The 26,196-nt window shown below is 68.8% G+C and carries 23 protein-coding genes and 1 pseudogene; 5 read left to right on the forward strand and 19 right to left on the reverse strand.

The genetic code is table 11. The features are described from left to right. Positions 1–27: 27 nt before the first annotated feature. The 11 genes and pseudogenes from FEK34_RS04620 to FEK34_RS04660 all read right to left on the reverse strand — a co-directional run bounded on the left by FEK34_RS04620 (position 28) and on the right by FEK34_RS04660 (position 12,092). On the reverse strand, positions 28–1,554 hold the full coding sequence (locus tag FEK34_RS04620; RefSeq protein ID WP_138446599.1) for a hypothetical protein: 1,527 nt from the start codon (positions 1,552–1,554) through the stop codon (positions 28–30). After that, on the reverse strand, positions 1,551–2,636 hold the full coding sequence (locus FEK34_RS04625; protein ID WP_138446600.1) for a hypothetical protein: 1,086 nt from the start codon (positions 2,634–2,636) through the stop codon (positions 1,551–1,553). The genes FEK34_RS04620 and FEK34_RS04625 overlap by 4 nt, the downstream gene beginning before the upstream one ends. After that, complete coding sequence (locus FEK34_RS04630; protein WP_138446601.1) at positions 2,633–3,415, reverse strand: hypothetical protein; 783 nt, start codon at positions 3,413–3,415, stop codon at positions 2,633–2,635. Before FEK34_RS04630 ends, FEK34_RS04625 begins: the two co-directional genes overlap by 4 nt. Positions 3,416–3,551: 136 nt before the next feature. After that, positions 3,552–3,995, reverse strand: a complete 444-nt coding sequence (locus FEK34_RS30590; protein WP_349292412.1) for a WS/DGAT domain-containing protein — start codon at positions 3,993–3,995, stop codon at positions 3,552–3,554. A 244-nt stretch (positions 3,996–4,239) separates the two neighbouring features. Further along, positions 4,240–4,959: pseudogene (locus tag FEK34_RS30595) on the reverse strand (wax ester/triacylglycerol synthase domain-containing protein); the annotation flags it as partial. Continuing rightward, positions 4,959–5,981 (reverse strand): alpha/beta hydrolase, encoded by a 1,023-nt coding sequence (locus FEK34_RS04640; protein ID WP_249358795.1) that lies wholly within the window; start codon positions 5,979–5,981, stop codon positions 4,959–4,961. The gene FEK34_RS04640 and the pseudogene FEK34_RS30595, both read right to left, overlap by 1 nt. A 252-nt stretch (positions 5,982–6,233) precedes the next feature. Beyond that, positions 6,234–6,356: a hypothetical protein gene (locus tag FEK34_RS31090; protein WP_014350045.1), complete on the reverse strand. Its 123-nt coding sequence runs from the start codon at positions 6,354–6,356 to the stop codon at positions 6,234–6,236. Positions 6,357–6,582: 226 nt separating this feature from the next. Next, positions 6,583–7,761: an ABC transporter permease gene (locus tag FEK34_RS04645; protein ID WP_138446602.1), complete on the reverse strand. Its 1,179-nt coding sequence runs from the start codon at positions 7,759–7,761 to the stop codon at positions 6,583–6,585. Further along, positions 7,758–8,636, reverse strand: coding sequence for an ABC transporter ATP-binding protein (locus FEK34_RS04650; RefSeq protein ID WP_138446603.1), 879 nt, complete (start codon positions 8,634–8,636; stop codon positions 7,758–7,760). Before FEK34_RS04650 ends, FEK34_RS04645 begins: the two co-directional genes overlap by 4 nt. A gap of 187 nt (positions 8,637–8,823) precedes the next feature. Continuing rightward, positions 8,824–10,854 (reverse strand): NB-ARC domain-containing protein, encoded by a 2,031-nt coding sequence (locus FEK34_RS04655; protein WP_138446604.1) that lies wholly within the window; start codon positions 10,852–10,854, stop codon positions 8,824–8,826. Between the two features lie 89 nt (positions 10,855–10,943). Next, entirely contained in the window at positions 10,944–12,092 is a 1,149-nt protein-coding gene (locus tag FEK34_RS04660; protein WP_138446605.1) for a hypothetical protein, read from the reverse strand. Positions 12,093–12,879: 787 nt separating this feature from the next. Between FEK34_RS04660 and FEK34_RS04665 the strand changes: the two genes are divergently transcribed. Continuing rightward, complete coding sequence (locus FEK34_RS04665; protein ID WP_138446606.1) at positions 12,880–13,356, forward strand: hypothetical protein; 477 nt, start codon at positions 12,880–12,882, stop codon at positions 13,354–13,356. Positions 13,357–13,471: 115 nt separating this feature from the next. On the opposite strand, the gene FEK34_RS04670 is transcribed toward FEK34_RS04665, so the two are convergent. The 6 genes from FEK34_RS04670 to sucB form a co-directional block, all read right to left on the reverse strand. Next, positions 13,472–14,389: an SMP-30/gluconolactonase/LRE family protein gene (locus tag FEK34_RS04670; RefSeq protein WP_138446946.1), complete on the reverse strand. Its 918-nt coding sequence runs from the start codon at positions 14,387–14,389 to the stop codon at positions 13,472–13,474. Between the two features lie 93 nt (positions 14,390–14,482). Beyond that, positions 14,483–15,499, reverse strand: coding sequence for a lipoyl synthase (gene lipA, locus FEK34_RS04675; RefSeq protein ID WP_036543486.1), 1,017 nt, complete (start codon positions 15,497–15,499; stop codon positions 14,483–14,485). Then, a complete protein-coding gene (gene lipB / locus FEK34_RS04680) occupies positions 15,496–16,260 on the reverse strand; it encodes a lipoyl(octanoyl) transferase LipB (protein WP_138446607.1) in 765 nt (254 codons plus the stop codon). Before lipB ends, lipA begins: the two co-directional genes overlap by 4 nt. Before the next feature lie 10 nt (positions 16,261–16,270). Then, positions 16,271–16,855, reverse strand: a complete 585-nt coding sequence (locus tag FEK34_RS04685; RefSeq protein WP_138446608.1) for a GNAT family N-acetyltransferase — start codon at positions 16,853–16,855, stop codon at positions 16,271–16,273. Next, positions 16,852–17,754, reverse strand: coding sequence for a TIGR01777 family oxidoreductase (locus tag FEK34_RS04690; RefSeq protein ID WP_138446609.1), 903 nt, complete (start codon positions 17,752–17,754; stop codon positions 16,852–16,854). Before FEK34_RS04690 ends, FEK34_RS04685 begins: the two co-directional genes overlap by 4 nt. 15 nt (positions 17,755–17,769) lie before the next feature. Then, positions 17,770–19,581 carry a 2-oxoglutarate dehydrogenase, E2 component, dihydrolipoamide succinyltransferase gene (sucB, locus tag FEK34_RS04695; protein WP_138446610.1) on the reverse strand — a complete coding sequence of 604 codons (1,812 nt, stop codon included), beginning with the start codon at positions 19,579–19,581 and terminating at the stop codon, positions 17,770–17,772. Positions 19,582–19,878: 297 nt separating this feature from the next. Here sucB and FEK34_RS04700 point away from each other — a divergent pair, with 297 nt between their 5' ends. After that, positions 19,879–20,232: an oxidoreductase gene (locus tag FEK34_RS04700; protein ID WP_249358796.1), complete on the forward strand. Its 354-nt coding sequence runs from the start codon at positions 19,879–19,881 to the stop codon at positions 20,230–20,232. Between the two features lie 210 nt (positions 20,233–20,442). Here FEK34_RS04700 and FEK34_RS04705 read toward each other — a convergent pair whose 3' ends face one another. After that, entirely contained in the window at positions 20,443–21,954 is a 1,512-nt protein-coding gene (locus FEK34_RS04705) for a leucyl aminopeptidase (RefSeq protein WP_138446611.1), read from the reverse strand. A gap of 83 nt (positions 21,955–22,037) precedes the next feature. Beyond that, complete coding sequence (locus FEK34_RS04710; protein WP_138446612.1) at positions 22,038–22,919, reverse strand: TetR/AcrR family transcriptional regulator; 882 nt, start codon at positions 22,917–22,919, stop codon at positions 22,038–22,040. 99 nt (positions 22,920–23,018) lie between these two features. On the opposite strand from FEK34_RS04710, the gene FEK34_RS04715 reads away from it, so the two are divergent. The 3 genes from FEK34_RS04715 (at position 23,019) to FEK34_RS04725 (ending at position 26,072) form a co-directional block, all read left to right on the forward strand. After that, positions 23,019–23,627 (forward strand): GNAT family N-acetyltransferase, encoded by a 609-nt coding sequence (locus FEK34_RS04715; RefSeq protein ID WP_138446613.1) that lies wholly within the window; start codon positions 23,019–23,021, stop codon positions 23,625–23,627. A gap of 166 nt (positions 23,628–23,793) precedes the next feature. After that, positions 23,794–24,894: a glycine cleavage system aminomethyltransferase GcvT gene (gene gcvT, locus FEK34_RS04720; protein WP_138446614.1), complete on the forward strand. Its 1,101-nt coding sequence runs from the start codon at positions 23,794–23,796 to the stop codon at positions 24,892–24,894. Between the two features lie 77 nt (positions 24,895–24,971). Continuing rightward, positions 24,972–26,072, forward strand: coding sequence for a branched-chain amino acid aminotransferase (locus FEK34_RS04725; protein ID WP_138446615.1), 1,101 nt, complete (start codon positions 24,972–24,974; stop codon positions 26,070–26,072). Positions 26,073–26,196: the final 124 nt, after the last annotated feature.

Below are 26,196 nucleotides of genomic sequence, written 5' to 3' on the forward strand. Positions count from 1 at the left end.
CGGCGAGCGTCAACGCGGCGAACCACCTCATGACCACTCCTCGGCGGGCTCGTCGGCAATCGGCACGTACTCTGGCGGCGGCCCACCGTGCGTCCACGGAGTTTCTTCGCGCGCAGGCAGTTTGGCCGGTGCGTTGAAGCTCGCGGGAGAGAAGCGGGCGAAACTCGCGACTTCGCCGACTTCGGGGACGGAACCGGGTGGTGCGGTGAGGGCTCGGCCCATGCCGCCTTCGAGTTCGAGTACGAAGCCATCGTCCTCGATGGCTACGACCTTGCCCTTCTGCTTCACCCGGTCGACGCTGAATAGCGTTTCGTCGAGAGACGGGCGAAACGGGTCGTCGGTTCGGACCCGGATGTGCGGGCGCAGTTTGCGGCGGGAACCGCTGGTGTCGATGCGGTCAGGCTCGCTGTCGACCACCTCGCCGCGGAAGGCTTCGCCGGCGAGGCGGCGTTCGATCATGACGCGCGGGTCGTCGAAGGCCCGTTCGGCTTCGAAGACGTCGAGGGCGCGTTCGCGGTCGAGTAGGCGGCGCACGGCCGGGACAGCGGAATCGCGGCGGGCCTGCGGGAAGCCTTCGGGGATGTCGGCGGCAAATCGGGAGAAGGCGGAGCGGTCGTTGAGCCAGCGGCGGGCGACGCTCGCGCCCTCGGGAAGCTCGCGGAGCAGGTCGATACCCTGCCACATCAGCTGCCAGGTTGGCTCGAGTTGGGCACGCAGCGCACTTTCGAGGCGGTGCACGGCAACGGTTTTCGCTTCGTCGCCGGCGGCCTTGTCGTAGGCGGCGATCAGTGGGGCCAGCTCCTCGTTGTCGAAGCCGGGATCGGTGGCGGGGCCCGCGGGAGGGAATTGGAGTGGGTCCTCGGCGCGGGCGGCGGCCTGTGGTCCGGTGAGGCCCTCGGGTGGGGCGATCCAGCCGAGCAGGGCGGCGAGATTGGCGTCTTCGAGCGCGGATTGGCCGGTGGCCCAGTGCATGGCGAGCACCGTCGTCAGGGGCAACAGGGCGCTGGAACCGGGATGTTCGGCGCGGTCGGCGAACCAGGTGAGCCAGCGGCCCAGCAGCGGCACCGATTCGGGCACGGCGTTCGGGCCTTCGACGGGCTGGAAACGGACGGCGCGCCCGAGCAGGCGGAGGAATTCGACGCCGCCGGTGTTGGGGACGAGCAGCTGCGGTGCGTCGTTGTAGCGCTTCCATTCCTGTGGCGCGTCCTCGTCGGCCTGCTGTTCGGTTCCGCTGCGGGACTTGATCGGCACCAATTCGAACGAGTCGGATTCGTCGGCGAACGACGAAATATACGGCAGCACGCGGTCGGCGAGCTGCGCGATGAAGCGCAGGCGCAGCACGCGGTCGCGGGGCTGGGGGACGATGAGGTACTCGACATCGTCGGGTGCGGTGCCGGTGAGCACGGCCAGCGGTGCGGCAGCCTCTCCGGCCAGCCGCAACGGCACCATGACCAGCGGGCGATCGGACAGGTGGACGTGGCGGACAGCGGCGATCGGCTGGGCCCGTCCCGCCCGCGCGGCCTCGATCCGGGCGAGGGCGGTGAGCACACTCATCCGGCGATCTCCAGCCGCAGGCGGTGCGCGATGCGCAGTTTCTCGGCGATATCGGCGTGCTCGGGTCCCGGTGTGAGGGTTCCGTCAGCGAGACCGAGGACCGTGTCCATCTGATCGATGCCGCCGACGTCATCGCAGACGCCACGGCCGAGGACATCGACCGAGCCTCCCACCCGCGCCTCGGCGCGGCACGCGAACGCCAGATCGCAGGTAGACATGCATTCGGGCGCGTAGCGGGCCGGAATGGCGGACAGGGTGCTCTCGAGGCGCTCACCGGGCTCGAACGTGGCATCCGGCGGCAGCGTGTCGGTGAGGGAGGTGATGGCGGTGAGCCGGGAGAGCTGGCGGGAGATGACGGCGAGCTGTTTGCGCAGGTCCACCTTTTCGGCGGTGGGACGGTTGCTGAAGTCCTTGGTGCACACCAGGATCGCGGTGTCGGCGACCAGGCTTGGTGACTCCCCGATGGCCGTCATCAGCTCGCGCAGTGCCAGCACGTAGACCGCGGACTGCCGGGCCGCGGAGGCGACCTGGACGGGATCGGCGCGGCCGTCCACGACGGGGAAGGACTTGATCTCCACGACATGGAACTGGCCCTCGATCTGGAGCGCAACGACGTCGGGTTCGAGGTAGGCGGGGACGCCGGCGATGTCCAGGCGCAGCATCGGATGGTCGAACAACGTGCCCGTCCCGGACCGGATGGCGTCGGCGAGCAGCTGACGAGTGCGCTGGTAGCGGACCGCGTTGCCGGCGTTGTCGCCGACGGTCGCGAGATCGTGGTAGGCCACCTCGGGCAGCGTGAGGTCGAGCTTGTCCCGCAGCAGGGCGAGCAGTTCGGCGCAACCGTTGGCCTTGACCATCGCCTCGAAGGCATTGCCGCGGGTGATGGCGAACTGCGACTGACCGAACTGCGGTGGATGGCCGAGGGCCTGCGCGATCGCGGCCTTGTCGACGGCGGCGGCGTCGAGCAGCGCGCGGCGTGCGCAGCCGGGATTCGCGGTCAGCGCCGCGATGGTGCGGGCATTGTGCCGGGTCGTCGGCGCGGCACCGCGCAGTTGGTCGAGCTTCGCTGTGAGAGTGGTCATCCGGCCTCGCTTCGACGGGCGGCGACGCCGAGCCGCGCGCCGAAGAGCTGCGAGGCCGGGTCGTCGAGCTGACGGGCCGCGCGCTCGGCGGCCGCGGCACGATGACGAGTGTCTTCGTCGACGTGAACCGCCAGTTCACCGCGGGCCGCCTCGATGACGGTTGCGGGGTCGAGGCGGTCCGGGGCGCCGCTGATTCCCGGAATCGACGTGGAGATCTGCCAGAGCACCCGCTGTCCCGACGGTTCGGTGTGCTGCTGCGCGGCAACGTGTTCGGCAAGCCGGATCGCCGCGGTGAGCAGATCGACGCGCGGGCTGAGCGGCCCGACCATGCGCTTGGCCAGCGGCCAGGTGCTCACCGCGAGCAGCCCTCGTGCGGGGGCCAGGAGGTCGGTGGTCAGGGCCGAGCAGATGTAGTACGGGCGGGAGTATGGCGCGGCGCGGAAGGAGCGTTCCTCATCGCGGCGCAGGCTGGTCAACCGCGCGGGCACCAGCTCGCCGGAGAAGAACCCGGTGTGCACGGCCAAGACGAGCTTCGGTGCGGCCGGAACCGACAGCAGGGTGAGTGCGCGGTGCACGTGTTCGCGCACGGGAACGGTGGAGCCGACCGGTTGCGCCTCCTGCGTGGCGCCGAGAACGACGGCATCCCAGGAATCCTCGGCTCGCCGCAGCTCGGCGCGCAATTGTCGGGCGGTGGCGCGATCGCCGGTGGCCGCCGCGCGTCGGACTTCGGCTCGCAACGCCGCGATCTGCGCCTCCAGCTGTTCTGCTGACGGGGTCACGGATGCACTGTATCCAGCGGTTCCAGTAAATGCCAGTATTTGCCAGTATTCGTGCGTGTTGAGGGTGAGGGCCGTTCTCGCGGCAGCATGGTCGATATGTCGGCGGTGCTCGCCTGGTTGTTTCGTGCGAGATGGTTTATCGCCGGATGGCGGCGAACGATGCGATGAGAGCGCGGAACGAGTCCAGCAGGTGAGCGGCGTACTCATCTGAATCGGGCATCATCACCTCGTCCGTGCTGAAGGAGATGACGATCTCGTCTCCCTGTGAGGTGATCAGGTGACGCAGTCCGTCGCCGTCCATCGTCGGGAGTACGCCGAAGATTCGGGCAACGGGCCGGCCGCAGAATTCGAGGGCGGTGGCTACCGGGGGGACGTTGCTGATGGTGGTGTTGACCAGCGGGACGGTTTCGGCTGCTTCGAAGCTGCGCTGCGCGCGGGCCCAGCCGGCTAGGCGGAGGAGCCAGGAGGGGGAGGTTTCTACTCGGGATTCGGTGCGGAGGGTTGACGGGGTGGAGTTGCGGTGTTTTTCCGCGGTGGCGGATTCTCGGATTGCTTGGAGGCGTTCGAGGGGGTCGGGGATGTTGGAGGTCGACGTACATCTGGACCAGTTGGTTGGCGGAGGTCCAGGTGGTGAGGGGGCGCATGGACATGGGGACCATGGCGGCTAGGGAACCAGCAGGGGATTCACCCTTTTCGGCCAGGTAGGTGGATAAGGCGCCGGAGATCGTTGCCAGCATCAGGTCGTTGAGGGTGATGCGGGTGGGGCTGTTGGCTTTGGTTTTCAGGACTTCGGCGAGGGGGATGGTGACCAGGTCGAAGGTGAGGGGGTGGTGGATGGGGCGGTTGAAGCGGGTGGCGGGGCGGTGGGGGAGAGGTTGTTCTGTGGAGTGGGTGGGGGTTTCGGTGGTGGCGGGGCGGGTGCGGTGGAGGCCGGTGGCGAAGCGGAGGGTGCCGAGGGTGAGGGCGTCGGCGGTGTTGAGGACGGTGGTGGGGGTCGGCCAGCGGGGGTCTAGTTGGGCGGGTGGTGGGAGGGGCACGTTGCCGAAGAGTTTGAGTTCGAGTTCTCGGGTGGCTACGCCGTCGCCGACGCTGTGGTGGAACTTCAGGACTACGACGGTGGTTTCGCCGGGGAGGCCGGGGACCTCGCGGACTCGGTCCATGACGTGGATTTCCCACGGGGGGCGCGAGAGATCCATTCGGGTGGAGGTTATTTCGGCGATGTCGCGGCGGACGTCGGACCAGGTGCCCGGCGTGGTGAGGGTGACGTGGTCGCGGAGGTCGACGATTGGGTCGGGAACCCAGTAGGGGAGGTCGACATCGAGGGGGAGGCGCTGTAGCCGGCGGTGGAAGAGTTTGGCGTGGCCCAGGCGGGCTCGGACCCAATCGAGCATCTGATCCGTAGTCAGAGGGTCGGCGTCGGACGCGTCGAAGGCGTAGACGGCGACGATGTTCGACAGGTGGCGGTCGGTTTCGTCGTAGACGAAGACGGCGTCGCGGGGATGTAGACGTTCGGCGGAGACGCGCAGTGGAGCAACGGGTTTCATCAGGCGCCGATCGATTGGGCGATCATCGGCCAAGAGTCGTGCAGGTCGTCTTGCCAGTAGCCCCAGGAGTGGGTGCCCATGGGGCGGATGTTGTAGGTGATGTTGGTGCGGCCGAGTTCGGTGGTGCGCTGGGCCAGGCGGGTGGTGCAGAAGTTGGTGGCTGCCTCGATGGTGCCGCCGACGAGGGTTTGGTTGAGGAGTTTGCGGGTGTCGTTGTCGAGGCGGGCGTTGGCGAGGGTGTCGTGGATGCCGGGGAAGCCGCTGCCGCTGGAGATGTACATGGGGATGTTCGGCAGGCGGTGGGCTTGCAGGTAGGGGTCGTGTTCGCGCCACTGGTCGCTGTCGAAGGGGCCCCACATGTTTTCGGCTTCGCCGCCACCCATGTCGATGACGGTTTTGACGAACGCCTGGCCGATGGGGTCGCTGGTCATCGCGCAGCCGCTGTAGGCCGCGGCGCTGCGGTAGAGGGCGGGGGCCTGGATGGTGAGGTCGAGGACCGAGGTGCCTGCCATGGAGATGCCGGCGAGGGCGTTGACGCCGGTGGTGCCGAAGGTCGCATCGATCACCGGCGGAAGCTCTTTGGTGAGGAAGGTGGCCCACATGTTGCGGCCGTTGTTGTCCAGGGTTTCGGCCAGGCCCTCGTCGGGCGCGAGCCAGTCGGTGTAGTAGCTGAACGCGCCTTCCATCGGGATGACGACGTTGACGTGCTTGTCGGCGAAGAACTCGACGGCGTCGGTCTGGCCGAACCAGTTCGCGGCGTCCTCGCCGCCGCCGGCGCCGTTGAGCAGGTACAAGGTCGGCGCGGGCGTGTGAGTGTCTCTGGGGCGCAGTACTTTCAGCGCGATCGAGCGTTGCATGGACGGTGAGAAGACTTTGATCTCGACCAGTTGACCGACGCCGGTGGATTGGCTCACCACCAGCGCGCCCGGATCGGCGGACGCCGTCGTCACGCCGACAGGTATCGAGGCCAGTGCGAAAGCGCATACGGCCGAGGTGATTCCGCGCAACCTGCCAAGATTCATCTTCAACTACCGATCACATGGAGATCGGGGGGCACCCGCGTATGCGGGCGCCCCCGGATCGTTGTCTGGGGATTACTTGCCGGGGGCAGGCGTGCCACCGCTCAGGGTGATCAGCGCGTTCACGATATTGGTGCCGTGCTCGCCGAGGCTCGCGGTACCCATGCCCAGAATGTCGATGAGCGATCCCATGGTCTTCTCCTAGCGTTCGTACAGGTCGAGCCCGATGGGCTCGGTGGGTGAGGTGCCTGGTTGTCAGGCGATGAAGGTCTTGAGGCCCTCGAGCGAGCCGAGGAAGACGTCGAGCAGGCCGTCGCCGGCCACGGCCGAGCCGAGAGCGGGAATCAAGGCGCCGAGCAGGTCGCTGAGCGAACCCATAGCGAATCTCCTTCTATGAGACTTGGTGCGAAACCTCTCAGGCATGTGGAACCGAGCCGAGAGGTAGGTCACGTAAGGGTCTCTACTGTGACGTGGGCAACATACCAAGCGACCGTTTGTATTGACAAGGGGTTGTTTCACACTTTGTCGGGTCATGGGATGTACTGGCAGCTCAGAGTGCTGACACGCAGGTCAGGCCCCATGAATTGGGGGCAGAGAAGGGGTTTCAGTCCTCGACGGCGAGGGCCTGGCGGAAGGTGAGGCGGCGCTGGGTCTGCATCAGCGAACGCCGGTAGACCTTCTCCGCGACGATCACGATGCCGTACGTGGCGACCGCCATCAGGGCCAACGCGACGACGGGTTCCCACCAGGCGGCGGTTCCCTCGGCGAGCCGAGCGGGCATCGCGACGATCGACACGATGGGCACATAGGACGCCACGACACGCGCTGTACCAGACAGGAAAATTCCAGCAAACAGCACGATCATGACGAACATGGTCATCGGGGTGGCGGTGGATTGGAGATCCTCGCTGCGGGTGGCCAGCGATCCGGCGACCGCCCAGAGCCCGGCCAGCGCCAGGAATCCGACGACGAAGAAGACGACGAACCAGCCTGCCGCCCCGGCGATCTGCCCGACCTGACCGGCCCGGCCGGTGGCGGCCAAACCGATCAGGCCGGCGACCACGAACAGGGTGAGCTGGGCGAACGCCAGCACGGTATTGCCCGCGACCTTGCCGATCAGCAACTGGCGCACCGGGATCGCGCTGGCGAGGATCTCGACGATGCGGTTCTGCTTCTCCTCGACCACACTCTGCGCAATGGACATGCCGAACAGGATCGAGGACAGATAGAACAGGAACGCGAACACGAACGCGACGATGGTCGCGAGGCCGGCGTCGACGGCTGCTTCGTTCAGCAGGTCGTAGCTGACGGCGCTACCGCGGGCGAGCTGTTCGAGCGTGACACCGGCGGCGGTGGCATTGTGCTCCAGCGCGATCTGCTGGGCGGCGGCGGTGACGTAGGTCTTGACGTCGTCGTTCTCGGAGGTGTCGCCGATCAGCCGCCAGCCGCCGGACTCGGCGAGCAAACCGGCGTCGACCGTGCCATCGCGCACCTGCTGTTCGAGCGCGGCTTGGTCGGCGACGCGGTGCGCGGTGAAGTCGACGTCGGCGTCGGCGTGGTCGGCGATGACATTGGCGGTGCTGATGACCTGGCCGGCGGCGGGGTCGAGGATCGCCACATCGATCTTGTCGGTGCGGCTGGTCAGGAAACCGCTGACGGCCAGCGACGCGACGATCGCCACAATGGTGATGACGGTGGAGATCAGGAAATTCCGGTCGCGCAGTTTGACCGCGATCTCGCGCTGGGCGACGATCAGCCAGGCGCGTCGGGGAGCGGTACTCATGCGGTCACCTCGCGGAAGATCTCGGCTACGGACGGTCGCACCTCGGCCAATTCGTGCACCGAGCCGCGGGCGAGGGCCTCGGTGAGCAAGGCGTCGGTGGTGATGCCGTCCAGCTCCACCAGGGCCGTCGAGCCGTTGGTTTCCACCACCCGCACGCCGCCGAACTCGTGCAGCCAGCCGGTGTCGCCGCTGACACGCAGTCGACGCCGGACCGGGCCGGCGGCGCGCAGCTGCTCGGCCGAACCGTCGGCGACGACGCGGCCTTTCGCGAGAATCACCAGGTGATCGCACAGCCGCTCCACCAGGTCGAGCTGGTGCGAGGAGAACAGCACCGGCACGCCGCGGGCGGCGTACTGTCCCAGCAGGTCGGCCATGGCGTCGACGGCCACCGGATCCAAACCGGAGAACGGTTCGTCCAGGATCAGCGCGGTGGGATGGGCGATGAGGGCGGCCGCGATCTGCACGCGCTGCTGATTGCCGAGGGACAGCGACTCGAGTTTGTCGGCGCCGCGATCCTGAAGCGAGAACCGTTCCAGCAGGTCAGCGGCTTGATGCTTGGCTTCGGAAGGGGAAAGGCCGCGCAGGCGGGCCAGGTAGACGAGCTGATCGCGCACCGGCTGCTTGGGGTAGAGGCCGCGTTCCTCGGGCATGTAGCCGAACGAACGACGGTCGTCGGCGGTGACCGGGCGACCGTTCCAGGTGATCTCGCCGCCGTGCGCCGCGAGAACACCCATGATCATGCGCATCGTGGTGGTCTTGCCCGCGCCGTTGGCGCCGACGAAGCCGGTCATCGTGCCCGGGGCGACGGTGAAAGAGACGTCGTCGACGGCGGTGTTGTCGCCGAATCTGCGCACCAGGTGTGCGACTTTCAGCATCTGGGATCCCCACTTCGTCGTCCAGTTGTGGTGTCAGTCGAGCACGCCGATTTCCACCGTACTGACTCGTTCTGTTTTCGCTATGGGCCGTGAGCCCATGAGCGGGAACCTCGGGGCGGGCCGCGATACCGACCGGCGACGTCCACGGCGCGGCCGAGCACGGGAATGCCGCCCATTCGCTATCAGCTCAAGCTGATAGCTCGGCGCGGAACGCGGCAACCTCGTTCGCGCGGCTGTCGCCCAACTCCTGATACCGCGACTGAGCGAGATCGAGGCTGGTCAGCGCCTCCGCCCGGCGGTGCGCGGCGGCCAAAGCCTTGGCGCGCCACAACTCTGCACCAGCTTGTTCCCGGGTCGCTCGTTCCTGCCCGAAGTATGCGGCGGCCGTGCCGAACTCGACTTCGGCACCGGCCGCGTTCCCTTCCGCGAGGAGCGCACGGCCGAGGACCAGACGGGTCTTGGCCACGTTGTCTGTCTCATTGTTCTGTTGAAGGAAGTAGTCGAGCGCCGGGCGGATGTCGTCGACGATGCCGTCCCAGCTGCCGACATCCGCGCGGGCGCGATTGCGTTGCAGGCGGAGCAAGGCTAATACGCGCTCTTTGTCCGCTGGGCTGATGGCGTCGTCGTCGGCGGAGACGGTCACGTCCCAGGACCGTTGAAAGAAGTGTTCGGCGCGTCCATAGTCGCCTGCGCGTGCGGCGACTTTGCCCAGCCATTCGAGGGCGCTCTGCTCGCCGATCGCGTGGCCGAGTCGCTGGGCGTTGGTAAGTGATTCGTCGAAGCGTTGTTCCGCGGCGGTGAGTTCGCCGGTAGCCAGGTAGGCGGCGCCGAGCTGGGAGGCGAGCTGCATGATGCCGGCGACATCTGCCGCGGCACGGGCGGAGGCCAGGCCCAGGACGTGAGTATCGATCCACGTGTCGTGAAATCCATAGAGGTGCTGGTACTTCCACATCACGACACACAGCTGCCAGGCGTGGTCGTGCAGACCCGCACCATGCGCCGCACGGACCGCAGCGATGAGGTTCGGATACTCCGCGTCGAACCAGGCCAGGCCCTCCGCGCGGCTCGGCGTGGGGAGCTCGGCACCGTAGTACCGCATCGCTCGGTCCAGAACCGGCGTGACGAACCAGCGATTGGACAGCGCAAGGCCGCGCGGTATCGCCTCGCGCAGTACCTGGTCGATCCAGCGCTCGAGCACCGCCGTGCGATCGGACTGCGAATCGGTGGTCTCGGCCCGCAGCTTGGCGTCGCCGCGCAGCAGCGGGTGGAACGCATATCTGCCGGTACCGGATTTGGTGAGTAGCTGGAACGCGGCGAGTCGGGTGAGCGCCATTGCCGCCCGATTCTTCCCGATACCCAATGCCGCGGCGACGGTCGCTGCGTCGAAATCGGTGGCGGGCAGGACGCCGAGCAGCCGGTAGGCCGTGGCGAGTGTGGCCTCGAGACTCTGATAAGTGCTGTCGAGGAATCGAGCGATGCGCTTTTCGTCGCCGATATCGAGAATCGAGAGCCCGGCGTCTCGTAGCTCGGCGAGGAGGGCATCGGCCGAGCCGGGGTCGCTGCGCACCTGGGCGGCGAGCAGTTTGATCGCCAGCGGGAGCCCACCACACATCGCGACCAGATCCCCGGCCACGGCCGGATCGACCACGTCCGCCGCATCGCCCAGATCGTGCCGGAACAGGTCGGCCGCGGATTCCGCGCTCAGCAGCTCCGGCTGGAACGGCTTGAAACCTTGCTCGGCCTCCAGATCGAGCTGGGCGAACGGCGAGGTGGTGATGAGAACCGCGCCGGGAGCATCGAAGGGGAGCAGCAGCCGGGCCTGGCCTGTACTGTCCAGGTCGTCGAGCACCAGAACGAATTGCTTGTTGCGTGCGACCGCGTGGTACTGCTCGAGCTTCGCGTCGTCGGAAACTGCTTGGTCTGCATCGGAAACTCCGAGCTTGCGCAGCACCCGGTTCAGCAGTTCGCCCGACGCGACGGGGGTGCCATCGACGTCACGGCCGCGCAACCAGATGAATGTATGGCCGACGAGGTCTCGCTTGTCCTTGCCGAATCGGGCCACCGAGCTGGATACTCCGAGCCCCTCGAGCCCGCAGACGTGGATGAAGGCAGGCCGACCCCGTCTGCGGCAGGACTCGACGTAGTCGGCCATGGCGTTCAGGAAATCATCGCGGTCGAAGAAGGGATCGGCCCACGGCGGTACCCAATTACTACACACAACGGCCTCCCCTGCAGTCGATCATCCCCACGCGTCGACTCTATCGGACGCCCGTCCGGCGGGCAGTGATAACGATCGTGTGCCCGGCGTCAGATCACCTTGAGGCGGAACGATACTCGGTGGTTCCCGAACCGGGCTATACCGCCGTTGCCGTCGATATCGGTCTGGCGGCAGACATGGTGGGCGGCTGCGGCGAGCCCTGCGGGCCACATCGGAGCCTTGACCGGGTCGGACGATTCGAGTTCGAACCTGCCGTGTCGCCGGTGCAGAATCGTCAGCCGTTCGGGTTCGACGACGGTGACGATCATGATGGCGGCCGGATGGGCGCGCAGCACCTCGGCATCGGTGGCGGCGTAATCGGCGCTCAGGACGAGGATGTCGGCGTTGGCGAGCAGATCCCGCCGGGAATGCGCGATATCGACCGCGGCATAGGTTTCGGCTACGCGATGGCCGCGCCGTGCCGCCGCAACGACATCGCCGGGCCAGCTCTGGATGTGGAGCTCCGTGCCGTCGGTGCGGCAGGAAATCCGGCATGAGCGGATGGGCTCTCGATCGGCGTCCAGCCCGGCGACCGGGTACGGCGGGACCGGTGCGGCGAATGGTGGTTCCGCGAGGCCGGTCATCCGGTAGAACGTGGAGCGGAGGACATCAGCGCACTGTCCGGGCCTCGAACTCACCCGTTGTGCTATCTGCTGCGAACGCTCGCAGTCGTGTCGCGACCGCGTCTCGGCCAACTGTTCGGGCAGCGCTCGCCTGCGGTCCAGGCGCGGGGCGAACCGGCCGACCAGTTCAGCGGCCGAACCCGGCGCGACCTCGTGGTCGGGAAAGGCGGCGAGCAGCGTCGGGATCGACAGGGCGGCAGCGTAACCGGTCACTGCGCCGTGGTCGCCGATCACCACATCGGAGGCGATGAGCGTGGCCTGCCAGCCGTGGAGGGGCGGGATGAGGCGGAGTCCGGCGCGGAGAGCGTCGGCCAGCCAGCGGCGGATCTGCCAGGGGCCGTGGGCGAACCAGACGTTGGGGTGGATGATCGCGGTGACGATGTGGTCGTCGAGGGGGAGTTCGGCGAGGGTGGAGTCGATGAGTTCGGGGTTGCGGCCGAGCAGTGAGTTCGGGCCCCAGGTGGAGGTGAGGGTGACGATCGTGGTGTTCGGGTCGGCGCCGAGAGCGCGGCGATACTGGTGCCGCAGTGGGAGGCTCGCGGTGAGGCGGTCGAGGCAGGGGTCGCCGGCGACCACGGCGTTCGGAACGGCTTCCGGGGTGGTGCGGGCGAGGGCGGTGAGGTCGCTGTCGTGGGAGAGGACGACTGCCGCGGGGACGGTGCCCTCCCGGTACAGCCAGCGGCGGCCGAGACCGTAAACGTCGTCGCTCGTCGCTCGTCGCTCGTCGCTCGTCGCTCGTCGCTCGTCGCTCGTCGCTCGTCGCTCGTCGCTCGTCGCTCGTCGCTCGTCGCTCGTCGCTCGTCGGGGGGATCTTAGAGAAGCCGATGCCGTGGGACAAGACGGCGAGAGGGGCTGAAATGCGGTGTAATTCGCCGCTGTGGTGGACCGAGATGGCGGCGTCGAAGGTGCCGGTGAGGGCTGTCGACCAGGGGATGATGAGGGCGCCGTCGTCGGCGAGTTGACGTTCGACGTCGCCGGTGACGTTGGAGGCGGCCGGGAAGGTGAACACGAGCTGGACGCGGCGGTCGGAATCGAACACCGTCAGGATGTCGGCCAGGCGGTTCCAGGCGGTCATGGTGTGCACCACGACGAGGACGGTGCGCGAGGATCGGATGGTGACCCAGTGCGGATGTCTCGGCCCCTCGGGGGCGAAGCGGTCCGCCGAACGCGACACGGTTGTTCTCCTCAGATCTGCACGAGCGCGACCACCGTAACCCGACGTCGTCGGCTGCTGTTGCGCAGGTCGGCGGGGGCGTGCGCGGCGGAGGGCGCGGACCGGCAGCGCGGTGCGCGACGGGGTGGTACGCCGATCCGGCCGTGCTGCGCGTGGCGGGATGCCATTCATCGGTGGTAGATGTCGCACATGACCAGCCAACTGTGGTTGACGGCGGCGGTGGCGATCGTCGGCAATCTGACGCTCGTCGCCAACGTCGTCCTGACCGGGCGCAACGCCACCAAACTCGCCCACCGAAACCAGGCGATCGCACTCCAGGCAGCACGGACCGGGAAACTCGAGGACGCCTGCCACCAGTTCCTCGTCGCCGCCCGTCAGGTGCGTTCGCCGGTAGCCGGGGTGCGCGGGGAAGAGAAGGACTCGGCGTTGACGGAACTCCGGTCGGCGGTCGCGCGGATCGAGCTGTACGGATCGGCGCAGGCGCACGAGAAGGCGGTCGCGGCGTTGACGGCGCTGGAGAAGCTCGCCGCCGCGCGTTCGAGCGGGTCGTGGTCGGATTCGCTGGCGGCGGCGGAGGCGGATAGTGATGCGGCGATGGGGGAGGTGCGAGCAGCGTTGGCGCTCGAGGTCGCCGGGCAGCGGGAGGTGGAAGTTCGCCGCGACTGACTGGGACTACCCGTCGCCGGCCTCGAGACAGCGCGGGGGAAAGAGTCGGCGGCCGGTAACGGTGCGGGGCAGTTCGCGACCGCTTCGGCCGCTCACCAGCATGCGACCCGTGCGGTTACGGAGCCGCCGTGCGGGCGTTCGGGTCGAAGCCGCCCGGAACCTCGTAGATCACTCCGGTGAAGGTGGCGGCGAAGAGGCGGCCGGCGGAGAAGCCCTGGGTGCCGCGGCCGTAGGTGACGACGCTGGTGAGGGGGTTGCCGGTGCTGAGGACACAGTACTGGTGGGGGGCGTCGACGCGGATGACCTGGCCTGCGGTGTTCAGCGGGACGATCGGGCGGTCGGCCGAGTCGAGGGTGAGGCCGTCGGGGGCGGCGAGGGTGTCGGGGCCGGTGAGGTCGAGCAGGGATTGCGGGGCCGCGGGGTTGGCGACGGGGATTCGGCTGACGCCAGGGTTGGCGAAAGTCCGGCCGACGTAGAGGAATTCGTCGTTGCGGCCGAGCACGGCGCCGTTGGCGCTCGGGAGTGCGGCCCAATCGGCTTGGACGGCGCGGTTCGGGTGGACCTTGCCGATCAGCGAACCGAAGTCGTTGGTGGCGTAGACGCTGCCGTCACGCGCGGTGGCCATGCCGTTGGCCGCGCTGAGGCCCGCGGCGAAGGGGGTGAGTGCGCCGGTGTCCGGGTCCATTTCTACGATGCCGGCCGGGCGCAGGGCGTCGCCGAGGAGGACGCGGGCGTCGGCGCCGTAGCCGACGAGGAGCGTCCCGCGTGGGGTCCAGGCCAGGGCTCCCGCGCCGCCGCTGGGGACGGTGGCGATCGGGACGGCGGGTGCTCCTGGGGCGTCGATTCGGTCGACGCGCCCGGATGCGGCGTCGGTGGTGAAGGCGCGGCCGCGGTCATCGACGGTCAGGCCTTCCAGCGCGCCGCCTACGGTGGCCGCCACCGAGGTCGATTGCCCGGCGCCGGGACACACCGCGGCCGCCTGGGCGGTGCCGGTCGCGAGAGTGGAGAACATCGCGGCCGAGACGATTGCCATACCCGCTGCGAGCGTCTTCATACGGCCCATCCCACCACAGGGCATGCACGCTCACCGGAGTTTTCGCAGTACGCGGCGATAGTGCGCCTGAATTCAGCTCCCGAACCGCGCCAGCACCGAGCTGGCCTCCTGCGAGGCCGTACCTTCCTCGGCGAGATGCGCCATCGCGGGCGCGATTTCCCGTCCGTGATGCGCCATCGCCTGCGCGTACAGCCGTCCCGCGCGGTACGACGAGCGCACCAGCGGCCCCGCCATCACACCGGCGAAGCCGATCTCCTCGGCCACCTTGGAATGCTCCACGAACTCTTCCGGCTTCACCCACCGGTCGACGGGGTGGTGGCGCGGGGAGGGGCGCAGGTATTGGGTGATGGTGAGGATGTCGCAGCCTGCTTCGTGCAGGTCGCGCATGGCCTGGGTGACCTCTTCCGGGGTTTCGCCCATGCCGAGGATCAGGTTGGACTTGGTGACCAGGCCGGCGTCGCGGGCGGCGGTCAGCACTTCCAGCGAACGCTCGTAGCGGAAGGCCGGGCGGATGCGCTTGAACACACGCGGCACGGTTTCCAGGTTGTGCGCCAGCACCTCGGGGCGCGAGGAGAAGACCTCGGCGAGCTGGTCGGGCTTGGCGTTGAAATCGGGGATCAGCAGTTCGACGCCGGTGTTGGGGTTCAACGCCTTGATGGCGCGCACGGTTTCGGCGTAGAGCCAGGCGCCGCCGTCGTCGAGGTCGTCACGGGCGACGCCGGTGATGGTGGAGTAGCGCAGGCCCATGGCCTGCACGCTCTCGGCGACACGGCGGGGCTCGTCGCGATCGAGGGCGGCGGGCTTGCCGGTGTCGATCTGGCAGAAATCGCAGCGGCGGGTGCACTGTTCACCACCGATGAGGAAGGTGGCCTCGCGGTCTTCCCAGCATTCGAAGATGTTCGGACAGCCGGCTTCTTCGCAGACGGTGTGCAGGCCTTCGCGTTTCACCAGGCCCTTGAGCTCGGAGTATTCGGGGCCCATGGTGGCGCGGGTACGGATCCACTTGGGCTTGCGCTCGATCGGGGTCTCCGCGTTGCGCGCCTCGATGCGCAGCAGCTTTCGGCCTGCCGGTGCTTGTGCTGAGGTCACGAGTTCGACCTTACGCCGGTGGGATCGGCCGACGCGCCTGCCGTATCCCCGGGTGTGAGATGTTCGATATCGTGCGGCTGAACGGGAATTTCTCCGTTCAACGCGGCAACAATCGCCTCGGCCACCAGCGGGCGCACCTCGTCGACGGTGACGTCGCGGCCGAGCTCACGCGAGAGCGTGGTGACGCCGGCATCGCGGATGCCGCACGGGATGATCGCGCTGAAGCCTTCCATCCCGGAATTGCAATTGAGCGAGATGCCGTGCAGGGCGACTCCGCGCTGCACCCGCACGCCGATGGCAGCGATCTTGCGCTCGGCGAGCGGGCCCGCGGCGGGCAGCCAGACCCCGGAGCGGCCCTCCACCCGGCCACACGTGACGCCGAGTCCGGTGCACACGGTGATCAGCGCTTCTTCCAGGCGGCGCACGTAATCGACGACGTCCACGGGTTCGGCGAGCCGGATGATCGGATAGCCGACCAGCTGCCCCGGCCCGTGCCAGGTGATCTTGCCGCCGCGGTCCACCTCGACCACCGGGCTGCCGTCGATGGGCAGATCCTCGGCTTCGGTGCGGCGGCCCGCGGTGAACACCGACGGGTGTTCCAGCAGCAGTAGATGGTCGGCGCCGAGTCCCTCGGCGCGCTGGGCGGCGATCTCGCGTTGGCGATCCCAGGCCTGGTGGTAGTCGATGAGTCCCAGGTTCTCGACGACGACGGGTGTGGTGTCGAAGCGAGCGGACCGGGTGACGGAGCGCGTGTGGTTCACGGTCACGACGTTACGCCAGTCGCTGCGGGCCGGATGCGGGCGTGTGGTCGGATGCCGACCACGACGCGGGGTCGCCCAGACCGATCGTCAACTGCATCAGCGTGAGGTCGAGCCACCGGCCGAACTTGATGCCGACCTGCGGCAGCACACCGACGGTGCGGAAGCCGAAACGCTCGTGCAGCGCGATCGAACCGGTGTTGCCCGCTTCGATGGCAGCGACCATCACGTGTACCTCACGTGATGCGCGCGCCCGGGCGATCAGCTCGGTGAGCAGCGCCGAGGCGATACCGCGGCGGTGGAAGCGGTCGGAGACGTACACCGAATTCTCCACGGTGTGCCGGTATCCGGATTTCGGCCGCCAGGTGCCGTAACTGGCGTAACCGGCGAGTTCGCCGTCGACCTCGGCGATCAGCACCGGACGTCCGGCGCCGGTGCGTTCACGCAACCAGGCGCGTCGGTCGTCGAGGCCGACGAGTTCCTCGTCCCAGATCGCGGTGGTTTCGGCGATGGCGCGGTTGTGGATGTCGAGGATCGCCAGCAGGTCGCCGTCGGTGGCGTCCCGGATGACGGTGGCGGCGCGGGTATCCAGCGTCATCGGTGATTACCTCCCACCGCCGCCGCCAGCGCCGCGCCGATGGTCGGGTGCTGGAACTGATAGCCCGCCGCCTCCAGGACGGTGGGAATCGCGCGCGGGCCGTGCAGGATTCCCTCTTGCGCGAATTCACCGAGCACCGCGCGCAACGCGAACGCGGGAACGACCATCGGCGTCGGCCGGTGCACCGCGCGGCCGAGGGCGCGATTGAACTCGGCATTGGTGACCGGCGCGGGGCCGACGGAGTTGACCGGCCCGGAGATGGCGTCGTTGTTCAGCGCGAACAGGATCGCGCCGATCTCGTCGTCCAGCGAGATCCACGGCGTGTACTGGCGGCCGTTGCCGAGCCGCCCGCCCAGCCCGAGCTGGTAGAGCGGCTTCAGCATGCCGAGCATGCCGCCGTTGCGGGCCAGCACCACCGCGCTGCGCAACAGCACGGTGCGGGTGCCCGCAGCACTGGCGGGCAGGGTCGCGGCTTCCCAGTCCCGGCACAGGGTGGCGAGGAAACCGGTTCCGGGCGGGGTGGATTCCTCCACCACCTTGTTGCCGGTGTCGCCGCCGTAGATGTGCACGCCGCTGGCATTGATCAGCACCGGCACCCCGGCGGAGGCGATGGCACCGGCCAGCACGTCGGTCGGAGTGATCCGGCTGTCGCGCAGCTCCTGCTTGTAGCTGCCGGTCCAGCGGCGGCTGCCGATGCTCGCACCACACAGGTTCACCACGGCATCGGCGCCGCGCAACGCCTGCTCGTCCAGATCGGCGCGGGCGGGATCCCACACGTACTCGTCCGCGGCGGCGGCCGGACGGCGCACCAAGCGGACGACCTGGTGCCCGTCGCGGCGCAAAGCCGCGACGAGCGCCGTCCCGATCAATCCGGACGAGCCGGCGATCACGACCTTCATGCGTGACCTTCCCGGTTACAGGCCGAGGTCAGCCTCGAACGCGGCCTCTTCGAGCCGATGCCGGATCGTGGTGAGGAAACGGCCCGCGTCGGCGCCGTCGATGAGGCGGTGATCGTAGGTCAGCGGCAGATAGCACATCGACCGCACGCCTATCGACTCGTTGCCGGTCTCGTCGGTGACCACGACCGGACGCTTGACGATCGCACCCGTGCCCAGCATGGCCGCCTGCGGCGGCACCAGGATCGGGGTGTCGAACAGCGCGCCCTGGCTGCCGATGTTGGTGATGGTGAAGGTGCCACCGGCCAGCTCATCGGGCTTGAGGCCACCGTTGCGGGCGCGGTCGGCGATATCGGCGATCGCACGCGCGAGGCCCGCCAGCGACAGGTCGCTGGCGTTGTGGATCACCGGGGAGAGCAGGCCCTGCTCGGTGTCCACGGCGATGCCCAGGTGCACCGCGGCGTGGTAGGTGATCTCCTTGGTGCCCTCGTCGTAGCTGGCGTTGACGTTCGGGTGCACACCCAGCGCCTCGACCACGGCCTTGGCGAAGAACGGCAGGAACGTCAGGTTGACGCCCTCGCGCTCCTTGAACGCGGCCTTGGCCTGCGCCCGCAGCGCCGCGATCTTGGTGACGTCGGCCTCGTGGACCTGGGTCAGCTGCGCGGTGGTCTGCAACGATTCCCGCGTCTTGGCCGCGGTGATCTGGCGGATCCGGTTGGCCTTCTGGGTGGTGCCGCGCAGGTGCGCCAGTTCCGGCTTCGCGGCGGCGGGGGCCTTCGCGGCCGGAGCGGCCTTGGCAGCGGGTGCGGCCGGAGCCGGGGCCGGGGCCTTCTTCGCCTCGGCGGCGGCGAGCACGTCCTGCTTGCGGATGCGGCCACCGACACCGGAACCGGTGAGGGTGGACAGGTCCACGCCGTTCTCCTCGGCCAGCTTGCGCACCAGCGGGGTGACGTACGGCGTCGCACCGTTGGCGGCGGGCGCGGGGGCCGTGGCGGCGGGAGCCTGGGCGGGCGCGGGCTGCGGAGCCGGGGCAGGCTGCGGAGCCGGCGCGGGCTTGGGCTCGGGGGCCGGTGCCGGGGCGGGAGCGGGAGCCGCGGCAGCCGGAGCAGGCTCGGGCTTCGGCTCGGGAGCCGGGGCGGGGGCCGGGGCCGGAGCGGGCGCGGCGGCGGGCGAACCGCTGCCGATGACGCCGAGCTGTCCGCCGACGGAGACGGTGTCGTCTTCCTGCGCGGTGATCTCCAACAGGGTGCCCGCGACCGGGGACGGGATCTCGGTGTCGACCTTGTCGGTGGAGACCTCGAGCAGCGGCTCGTCGACGGCGACCTCGTCACCGACGGCCTTGAGCCAGCGGGTGACGGTGCCCTCGGTGACGGATTCGCCGAGCTCGGGCATGTTCACCGGGGTGCCGGAAGCGGCGTCGCCGGAAGCCTGCGCGGCGGGTGCCGGGGCTTGTTCGGCAGGCGCCTGTTCGGCCGGAGCCGGGGTCTGTTCGGCGGGAGCCGGGGCCTGCGCGGCGGGTTCGGGTTCGGGGGCCGGTTCCGGGGCGGCGGCGGGCTCGGGGGCCTCGGCCGGTGCCGGTGCGGCGGCTTCGCCCGCATCGCTGATGATGCCGAGTTCGCCACCGACCTCGACGACATCATCTTCCTGGGCGACGATCTTCGACAGCACACCCGCCGTGGGGGACGGGATCTCGGTGTCGACCTTATCGGTGGAGACTTCGAGCAGCGGCTCGTCGACCTCGACCGTGTCTCCTTCCTGCTTCAGCCACCTGGTCACCGTTCCCTCGGTGACGCTCTCACCAAGAGCGGGCATCTGGACGGAGAAGGCCATGTCCGTTGACTCCTCTGACTGCTCGACGGGTCTACAACAGTTCGTACCCCGGTGGTAGCTCGCCGCGGGTCGTGGCGAATTACCGGCCACCGATCATTGTGCGTGACACAGGCATTGTGTGCCGCGCTCATCGATCAGCGCGTAGCTTCCGGGGGTCCGTGTGGTTCTTGTACCGGGAACCATCCTTGCACTTATGGGCACGCGACGTCGCAGAGGGCGTCCCTCAGCCGGGAACTGGCAATATGGACTTACCGGTAACAACGACGGTTCCGGCGGGGGATGAGGAGGTCAGCGCGCGTGGGTTTGCTCGATCGTTTCCGCCGGGGTGCGCGCAAGCAGGTGAAAGCTACTCGCGGGTACGGAAATGACGCCCGCTATCTGGCCGACTGGGTACGCACTCATACCGGCGTCGAGGGCTTCATCGAACCGAAGACGACGCTCACGGATGTGACCGTGGTACTGGTGGCCGCCGATGGTGAATGGACGCGCCGGGTCATCGGTGAGCGCGGCGCCCAGAATCTCGCCCGCGACCTGGGTATTCCCGTCTACGACGTGCACAAGACCGGATATCCGCAGCGGATGCGCGATTACGACGCGCGCCGCCGAATCGAACGCAAACGCCAGATCGAACGCGATCTCGAAGACCTGTAGAACGTCGCCGGACGCGGGGCCGTGACTCGCCGATCGAATTGCCTCTGCGGCAACCGACCGGGCTTGTCACCACGAAGCGCGGCGGCTGGCTACGTTGCGCCGGGCTGCGGGCGGCGCCGGATCATCGCATCTGGGTTGTCGCTCAGAGATGACCGCACCTGGCGGGGCGGCGTGACAGCAGCGAACGCCGCGCCCGCCAGGTGCCGACCACTACTCCGCGGCGATGTCTTCCAGCACGGCGATGAGCGTGCGGACCGGAACGCCGGTGCCGCCCTTACCGATGTAGCCGAACGGTCCGCCGGTGTTGTAGGCCGGGCCCGCGATATCGACGTGTGCCCACTGCACGCCTTCGGGCACGAACTCCTTCAGGAACAGCCCGGCCGCGAGCATGCCGCCCCAGCGGTGCGGGGTGACATTGGCCAGATCGGCGATCTTGGAGTTGAGGTCGGAGCGCAGCTCGGCGGGCAGCGGCATGGCCCAGCCGTTCTCGCCGACCTCGCGGGAGAGGCGGGCGACGCGATCGCGGAAATCCTCGGTGCCCATCACGCCCGGGGTGCGGGTGCCCAGCGCCACCATCTGCGCGCCGGTGAGGGTGGCGACGTCGATGAGGTAGTCCGGGTTGTCCTCGCCGGCGCGGACGATGGCGTCGGCCAGGATGAGCCTGCCCTCGGCGTCGGTGTTGATCACCTCGACGGTGGTGCCGCCGTACTGGGTGAGCACATCGCCGGGACGCTGGGCGGTGGCCGAGGGCATGTTCTCGGCCATCGGCACGGTCGCGGTGACGGTGATCGGCAGGCTCAGCCGCGCCGCGAGCAGCGCGGTGGCAACGACCGCGGCCGCGCCGGCCATGTCGGAGGTCATGTTCTCCATGTTCTGCGCGGGCTTGATGGAGATGCCGCCGGTGTCGAAGGTGATGCCCTTACCGACCAGTGCGACCTTCTTCGGGCCGCCCTCGTAGGTAAGCCGCACCAGGCGCGGCGGGCGCGAGGAGCCCTTGCCGACGCCGATGATGCCGCCGTAACCGCCCGCCTCCAAAGCCTTCTCGTCGAGCACCTCGACTTCGAGCCCGGCGGCTTCGGCCAGCACCTGGGCGCGCGCGGCGAACTCGGCGGGGTAGAGGTGGCTGGGCGGGGTGTTGACGAAATCGCGTGCGGTGGCGACGGCTTCGGCCACCAGCTGCGCGCGCAACAGCTCGGTGATGCCGAAACCCGGCTCCGGCACCAGTAGTTCGACGCGCACCACCGGGCGCTCGTCGGGCTTGGGGGCCGTCTTCTCCGAGCGGAACGGGGTGAACGAGTAGGCGCCCAGGTAGAAGCCCTCCGCCGCGGCGGCCAGGTCGAGCCCCGACAGCGTGGTCGACACCAGTTCGGTGCCCGTCAGCGAACGTGCGGCGACGCCGGCCGAGCGGCGGATCTGCTCGGCGTCGAGCTTGTCGGGGCTGCCGAGACCGACGGCGAGCACGCTGGTGACGCGGTCGAGCGCGGCGGGTGCGGGAATCCGGGTCAGCTCCTCGGCCTTGCCTTTGGCGCCGACAGCGCCGAGCTGGTCGAGCAATTCCGCACGCACTTCGGGACCGAGCACGTCACTGAACAGGTCCTCGGGCACGATGGCCGGGCCGTCCTCGGAGGACGTCAGTCCGATGACGAGCACATCGGTGTCGGGGCCGATGGATTCGGTGCGATGCAGTTCGGGGCCCAGCGGGCGATCAGCGACAGCGGTCATGGCCTCAGGCTAATCGCGGCGCGCCGATCGGCGAGTGCGACCTCGGGCGAACGCGCGGCAGACCGGGTGCTCGGCCTGGATGATCAGCGCGCGGGGTCTCGCCGGTAGCGGGCGGCGACGCCGTCGAGCAGCAGATCGATGCCCGCGTCGATGACTCCGTCGAAATCGATCTCGGGTGGTCCGGTGTTGCCGAACAGTTTGCGCATCACCGGACGCGCGGACGGATCGAGCAGCTCGGCCAGTTGGGCCAGTACCTGCTCGCCGGGGTGGAGGTCCGGGTCGAGCGCGCGTTCCACATACTCCGCGCTCCACATCAGCGCGATGCCCTGCACCAGGCCGGACAGGGTGAGGTAGATCGACAGCGTCTCGGTCGGGGTCATGGTCGGCTGGTCCAGCGCGCTGAAGGTGCGCTCGAGCATGTCGAACAGGGCAGGACCGACCGGCGGCCTGGTGCGTGCCAGCACCGAGAGCAACCACGGATGCCGCTGGTAGAGCTGCCATTCCTGGCGTGCTTCGTAGGCGACGCGGTCGCGCCATCCGGTCAGCTCCGGTGGCGGCGGCGGTACTTCGGCGAGGACCAGTTCGGCCATCGCGGCCAGCAGCGCGTCGCGGTCGGCGTAGTGGCGGTAGAGGGCCGCGGTGGCGACGCCGAGTTCGCCGGCCAGCCGCCGCGTGGACAGGCCGTCCAGGCCGAGCCGGTCGGCCAGCTCGACGGCGGTGCGGGCGATGGTGACGGCGGTGAGGGCGCCGGTGGCGCGGCGGCGAACAGGTGCGGCGCGATGCGCGGGAGTGAGGGCGTCGCGGCGGGCGCGGTAGGCGCGGGCCTGGCAGGAGCGTGAGCAGTAGCGGCGGCGGCGACCACGGACCGGATGAGCGAGGGGGTGTCCACAGGTCACGCACGTGTCCGAGGGGACGCCGTCGGCGTGTTCGGTGGTCGCCGCCGGGCCGGTGCTCAAGGCCGCCATTTCATCACAGTAAGCAGTGTGACGAAACGATGGCAAGGGCATTGTCGCCGCTTTACTTTGGCAGCAAACAGACACTGTTCACACTGGGAGGAAACAGCCATGGGTGACACGCTGACTGTGCGTCGGGCGACCGAGGCGGATCGGGATCCGGTGATCGAGGCGTTCGGCAAATGCTCGGACGAGGCGGTGACGGCCTGGGTGCTGGAGGGGCATCCGATCGAACCGTTCATCGACCAGCACGTGCCGATGATCATCGACCGCGGCCTGAAAGAGGACGAGATCTGGATCGCCGGTGCCGCCGACGCCATCTGGGCGGTGTCGATCTGGCAGCACGTCACGTCGATGGATCGGTTCGTGGCCGAGGCAGCGGAGGCGCGGGCCATGCGGCAGCAGGCGCCGGAGCTCAGCGTCGCCCGCCGGCTGGAGACGCTGACGGCCCTGCTCGCCGCCGAGCATCCGCGGGAATTCCCGCATCGGTATCTCCAGGTGATCGTCACCGTGCCGGAGCATCGCGGTAAGGGTGCGGGCGCGGCGATCCTCGGCGATCGGCTGAAGGTCTACACCGAACAGCAGGTGCCGGCCTTCCTCGAAGCCAGCACCGAACCCTCCTCGCGGCTGTACGCGCGGTGCGGATTCGAGGCCACCGGGAAGAGGCATCCGCTCCCGGAAAACGGGCCGACGCTGATTCCGATGTGGTTCCGGCCCTGATCTGATGCTCCGACGCCCACGGCCGGTCATCGCCTGATCGTGATGCCGCACGCGAGGTTCGATCCGGCCGAGTCGGCGCCGGGTGTGAAACGGCACCCGTGCGCCGGATCCGGCCGCGACCGACGGGCCGGGCGGGGCACGCGTCGCGGCGGGTTAAGCTCGCCGGGTGAGCGACGCTGACCTGCTGCAAGGGCCGATTCATGATCTCCACGTCGAACTCGGCGCGAGTTTCGCGCCGTTCGGCGGGTGGGAGATGCCGGTGTCGTACGCGGGCACCGTCGCCGAACATCAGGCGGTGCGGACCGCGGTCGGGCTGTTCGACGTCAGTCATCTGGGCAAGGCGACGGTGCGCGGGCCGGGCGCCGCGGAGTTCGTCAACGCGACGCTGACCAACGATCTGGGACGAATCCGTCCGGGCAAGGCGCAGTACACCCTGTGCTGCACCGAGGACGGCGGTGTCATCGACGATCTGATCGCCTACTACGTCGCCGACGATGAGATCTTCCTCGTGCCCAATGCCGCCAACACCGCGGCCGTCGTCGCCGAAATGCGGAAGGTCGCCCCCGAGGCGATCACCGTGACCGACGAGCACCGCGACTACGCCGTGTTCGCGGTGCAGGGCCCACGCTCCACCGAGGTCCTCACCGCGCTCGGCCTGCCCACCGACCTCGAATACATGGCCTACGCCGACGCCGAATGGGACTCACGGCCCGTGCGGGTCTGCCGCACCGGCTACACCGGCGAACACGGCTACGAGCTGCTGCCGCGGTGGGCCGACGCGGAGCCGCTGTTCCGGGCCCTGGTGCGCGAGGTGCAGGCCGCGGGTGGTCAGGTCGCCGGGCTGGGCGCGCGCGACACCCTGCGCACCGAGATGGGGTACCCGCTGCACGGGCACGAACTGTCCACCGAGATCAGCCCGGTGCAGGCGCGGGTCGGCTGGGCGGTCGGCTGGAAGAAACCGCGGTTCTGGGGCAAGGCCGCGCTGGAGCAGGAGAAGGCGGCCGGGCCGAAGCGAATCCTGTTGGGGCTGAAGGCACTCGACCGCGGAGTGCTGCGGCAAGGGCAGCAGGTGCTGCTCGGCGACGACGTCGTAGGCGAGACCACCTCGGGAACCTTCTCGCCGTCGCTAAAGGTGGGCATCGCGCTCGCTCTGCTCGACACCGAGGCCGCGCTCGAACCGGGTGCCGAGGTCGAGGTGGATGTGCGTGGGCGCAGGCTGCGGTGTGCGGTCGTGCGGCCGCCGTTCGTCGAAGTCAAGGCGAAATAGCCGGCACCGCGTCGCTGCGGGAAAGCGCAAACAAACGCGCCGAAAAGCGGCGAAACCTCGACCGATAAGATCGCGGTATGACCGCTGCTGCACAGTTCACCCGTATTCCGCATCCGGCTCCGCTTCCGGAGCAGCGGGTACAGGAGATACTGACGGCACCGGGCTTCGGCAGGTACTTCACCGATCACATGGTCTCCATCGACTACACCGAGGCCGAAGGCTGGACCAACGCCCGCGTCGAGCCCTACGGGCCGCTGTCGATGGACCCGGCGACCATGGTGTTCCACTACGGCCAGGCCATCTTCGAGGGGTTGAAGGCCTACCGTCAGCCCGACGGCGGCGTCTCCTGCTTCCGGATCGACGCCAACGCGGCCCGCTTCCGCCGCTCGGCACGCCGGATGGCGATGGCGGAACTGCCCGATGAGCTGTTCATCGAATCGGTGCGCCAGCTGCTCGCGGTCGACGAGCGCTGGGTGCCCGCGGCCGGCGGCGAGGAATCGCTGTATCTGCGGCCGTTCATGTTCGCCACCGAGTCCGGCCTCGGCGTCAAGCCCGCCTCGGCCTACAAGTACCTGCTGCTCGGCTCGCCCGCCGGCGCCTACTTCCCGCGCGGTGTGAAGCCGGTGCGGGTGTGGCTGTCCACCGAATACGTGCGCGCCGCGCCCGGCGGCACCGGCGAGGCGAAGGTGGCGGGCAACTACGCGGCCTCGCTGCTGGCCCAGGCCGAGGCCACCGAGAAGGGCTGCGACCAGGTGGTGTGGCTGGATGCCTGCGAGCGCCGCTACGTCGAGGAGATGGGCACCAACAACCTGTTCTTCGTCTTCGGGTCCGGCTCCGAGGCTCGCCTGGTGACCCCGGAACTGTCGGGATCGCTGCTGCCCGGCATCACCCGCGACTCGCTGCTCACCCTGGCCGCCGACTCCGGCTACCAGGTCGAAGAGCGCAAGATCTCAGTGGAGGAATGGCGTAAGGGCGCCGAATCCGGTGAGATCACCGAGGTTTTCGCCTGCGGCACCGCCGCCGTCATCACGCCGGTCGGCTGGGTGCGTTCCGGCGACGAGGAGTTCGCTATCGGCGGCGGCGAGCCCGGCGAGGTCACCATGGCGCTGCGCGAGACCCTCACCGGAATCCAGCGCGGAACCTTCGCCGACATTCACCAGTGGATGCGCCGTCTGTGATGGTGTCGGCTGTCCGTCTGTGACGGTGTTGGCCAGCCGCCTAGTGGCGGTCTTGGCCAGCCGCCTAGTGGCGGTGTCGGCCAGGCGTCTGTGACGGTCCCCTGATTCCGGCCGGCCGACTGTG

The organism is Nocardia cyriacigeorgica, assembly GCF_005863245.1.
Taxonomy (GTDB): domain Bacteria; phylum Actinomycetota; class Actinomycetes; order Mycobacteriales; family Mycobacteriaceae; genus Nocardia; species Nocardia cyriacigeorgica_C.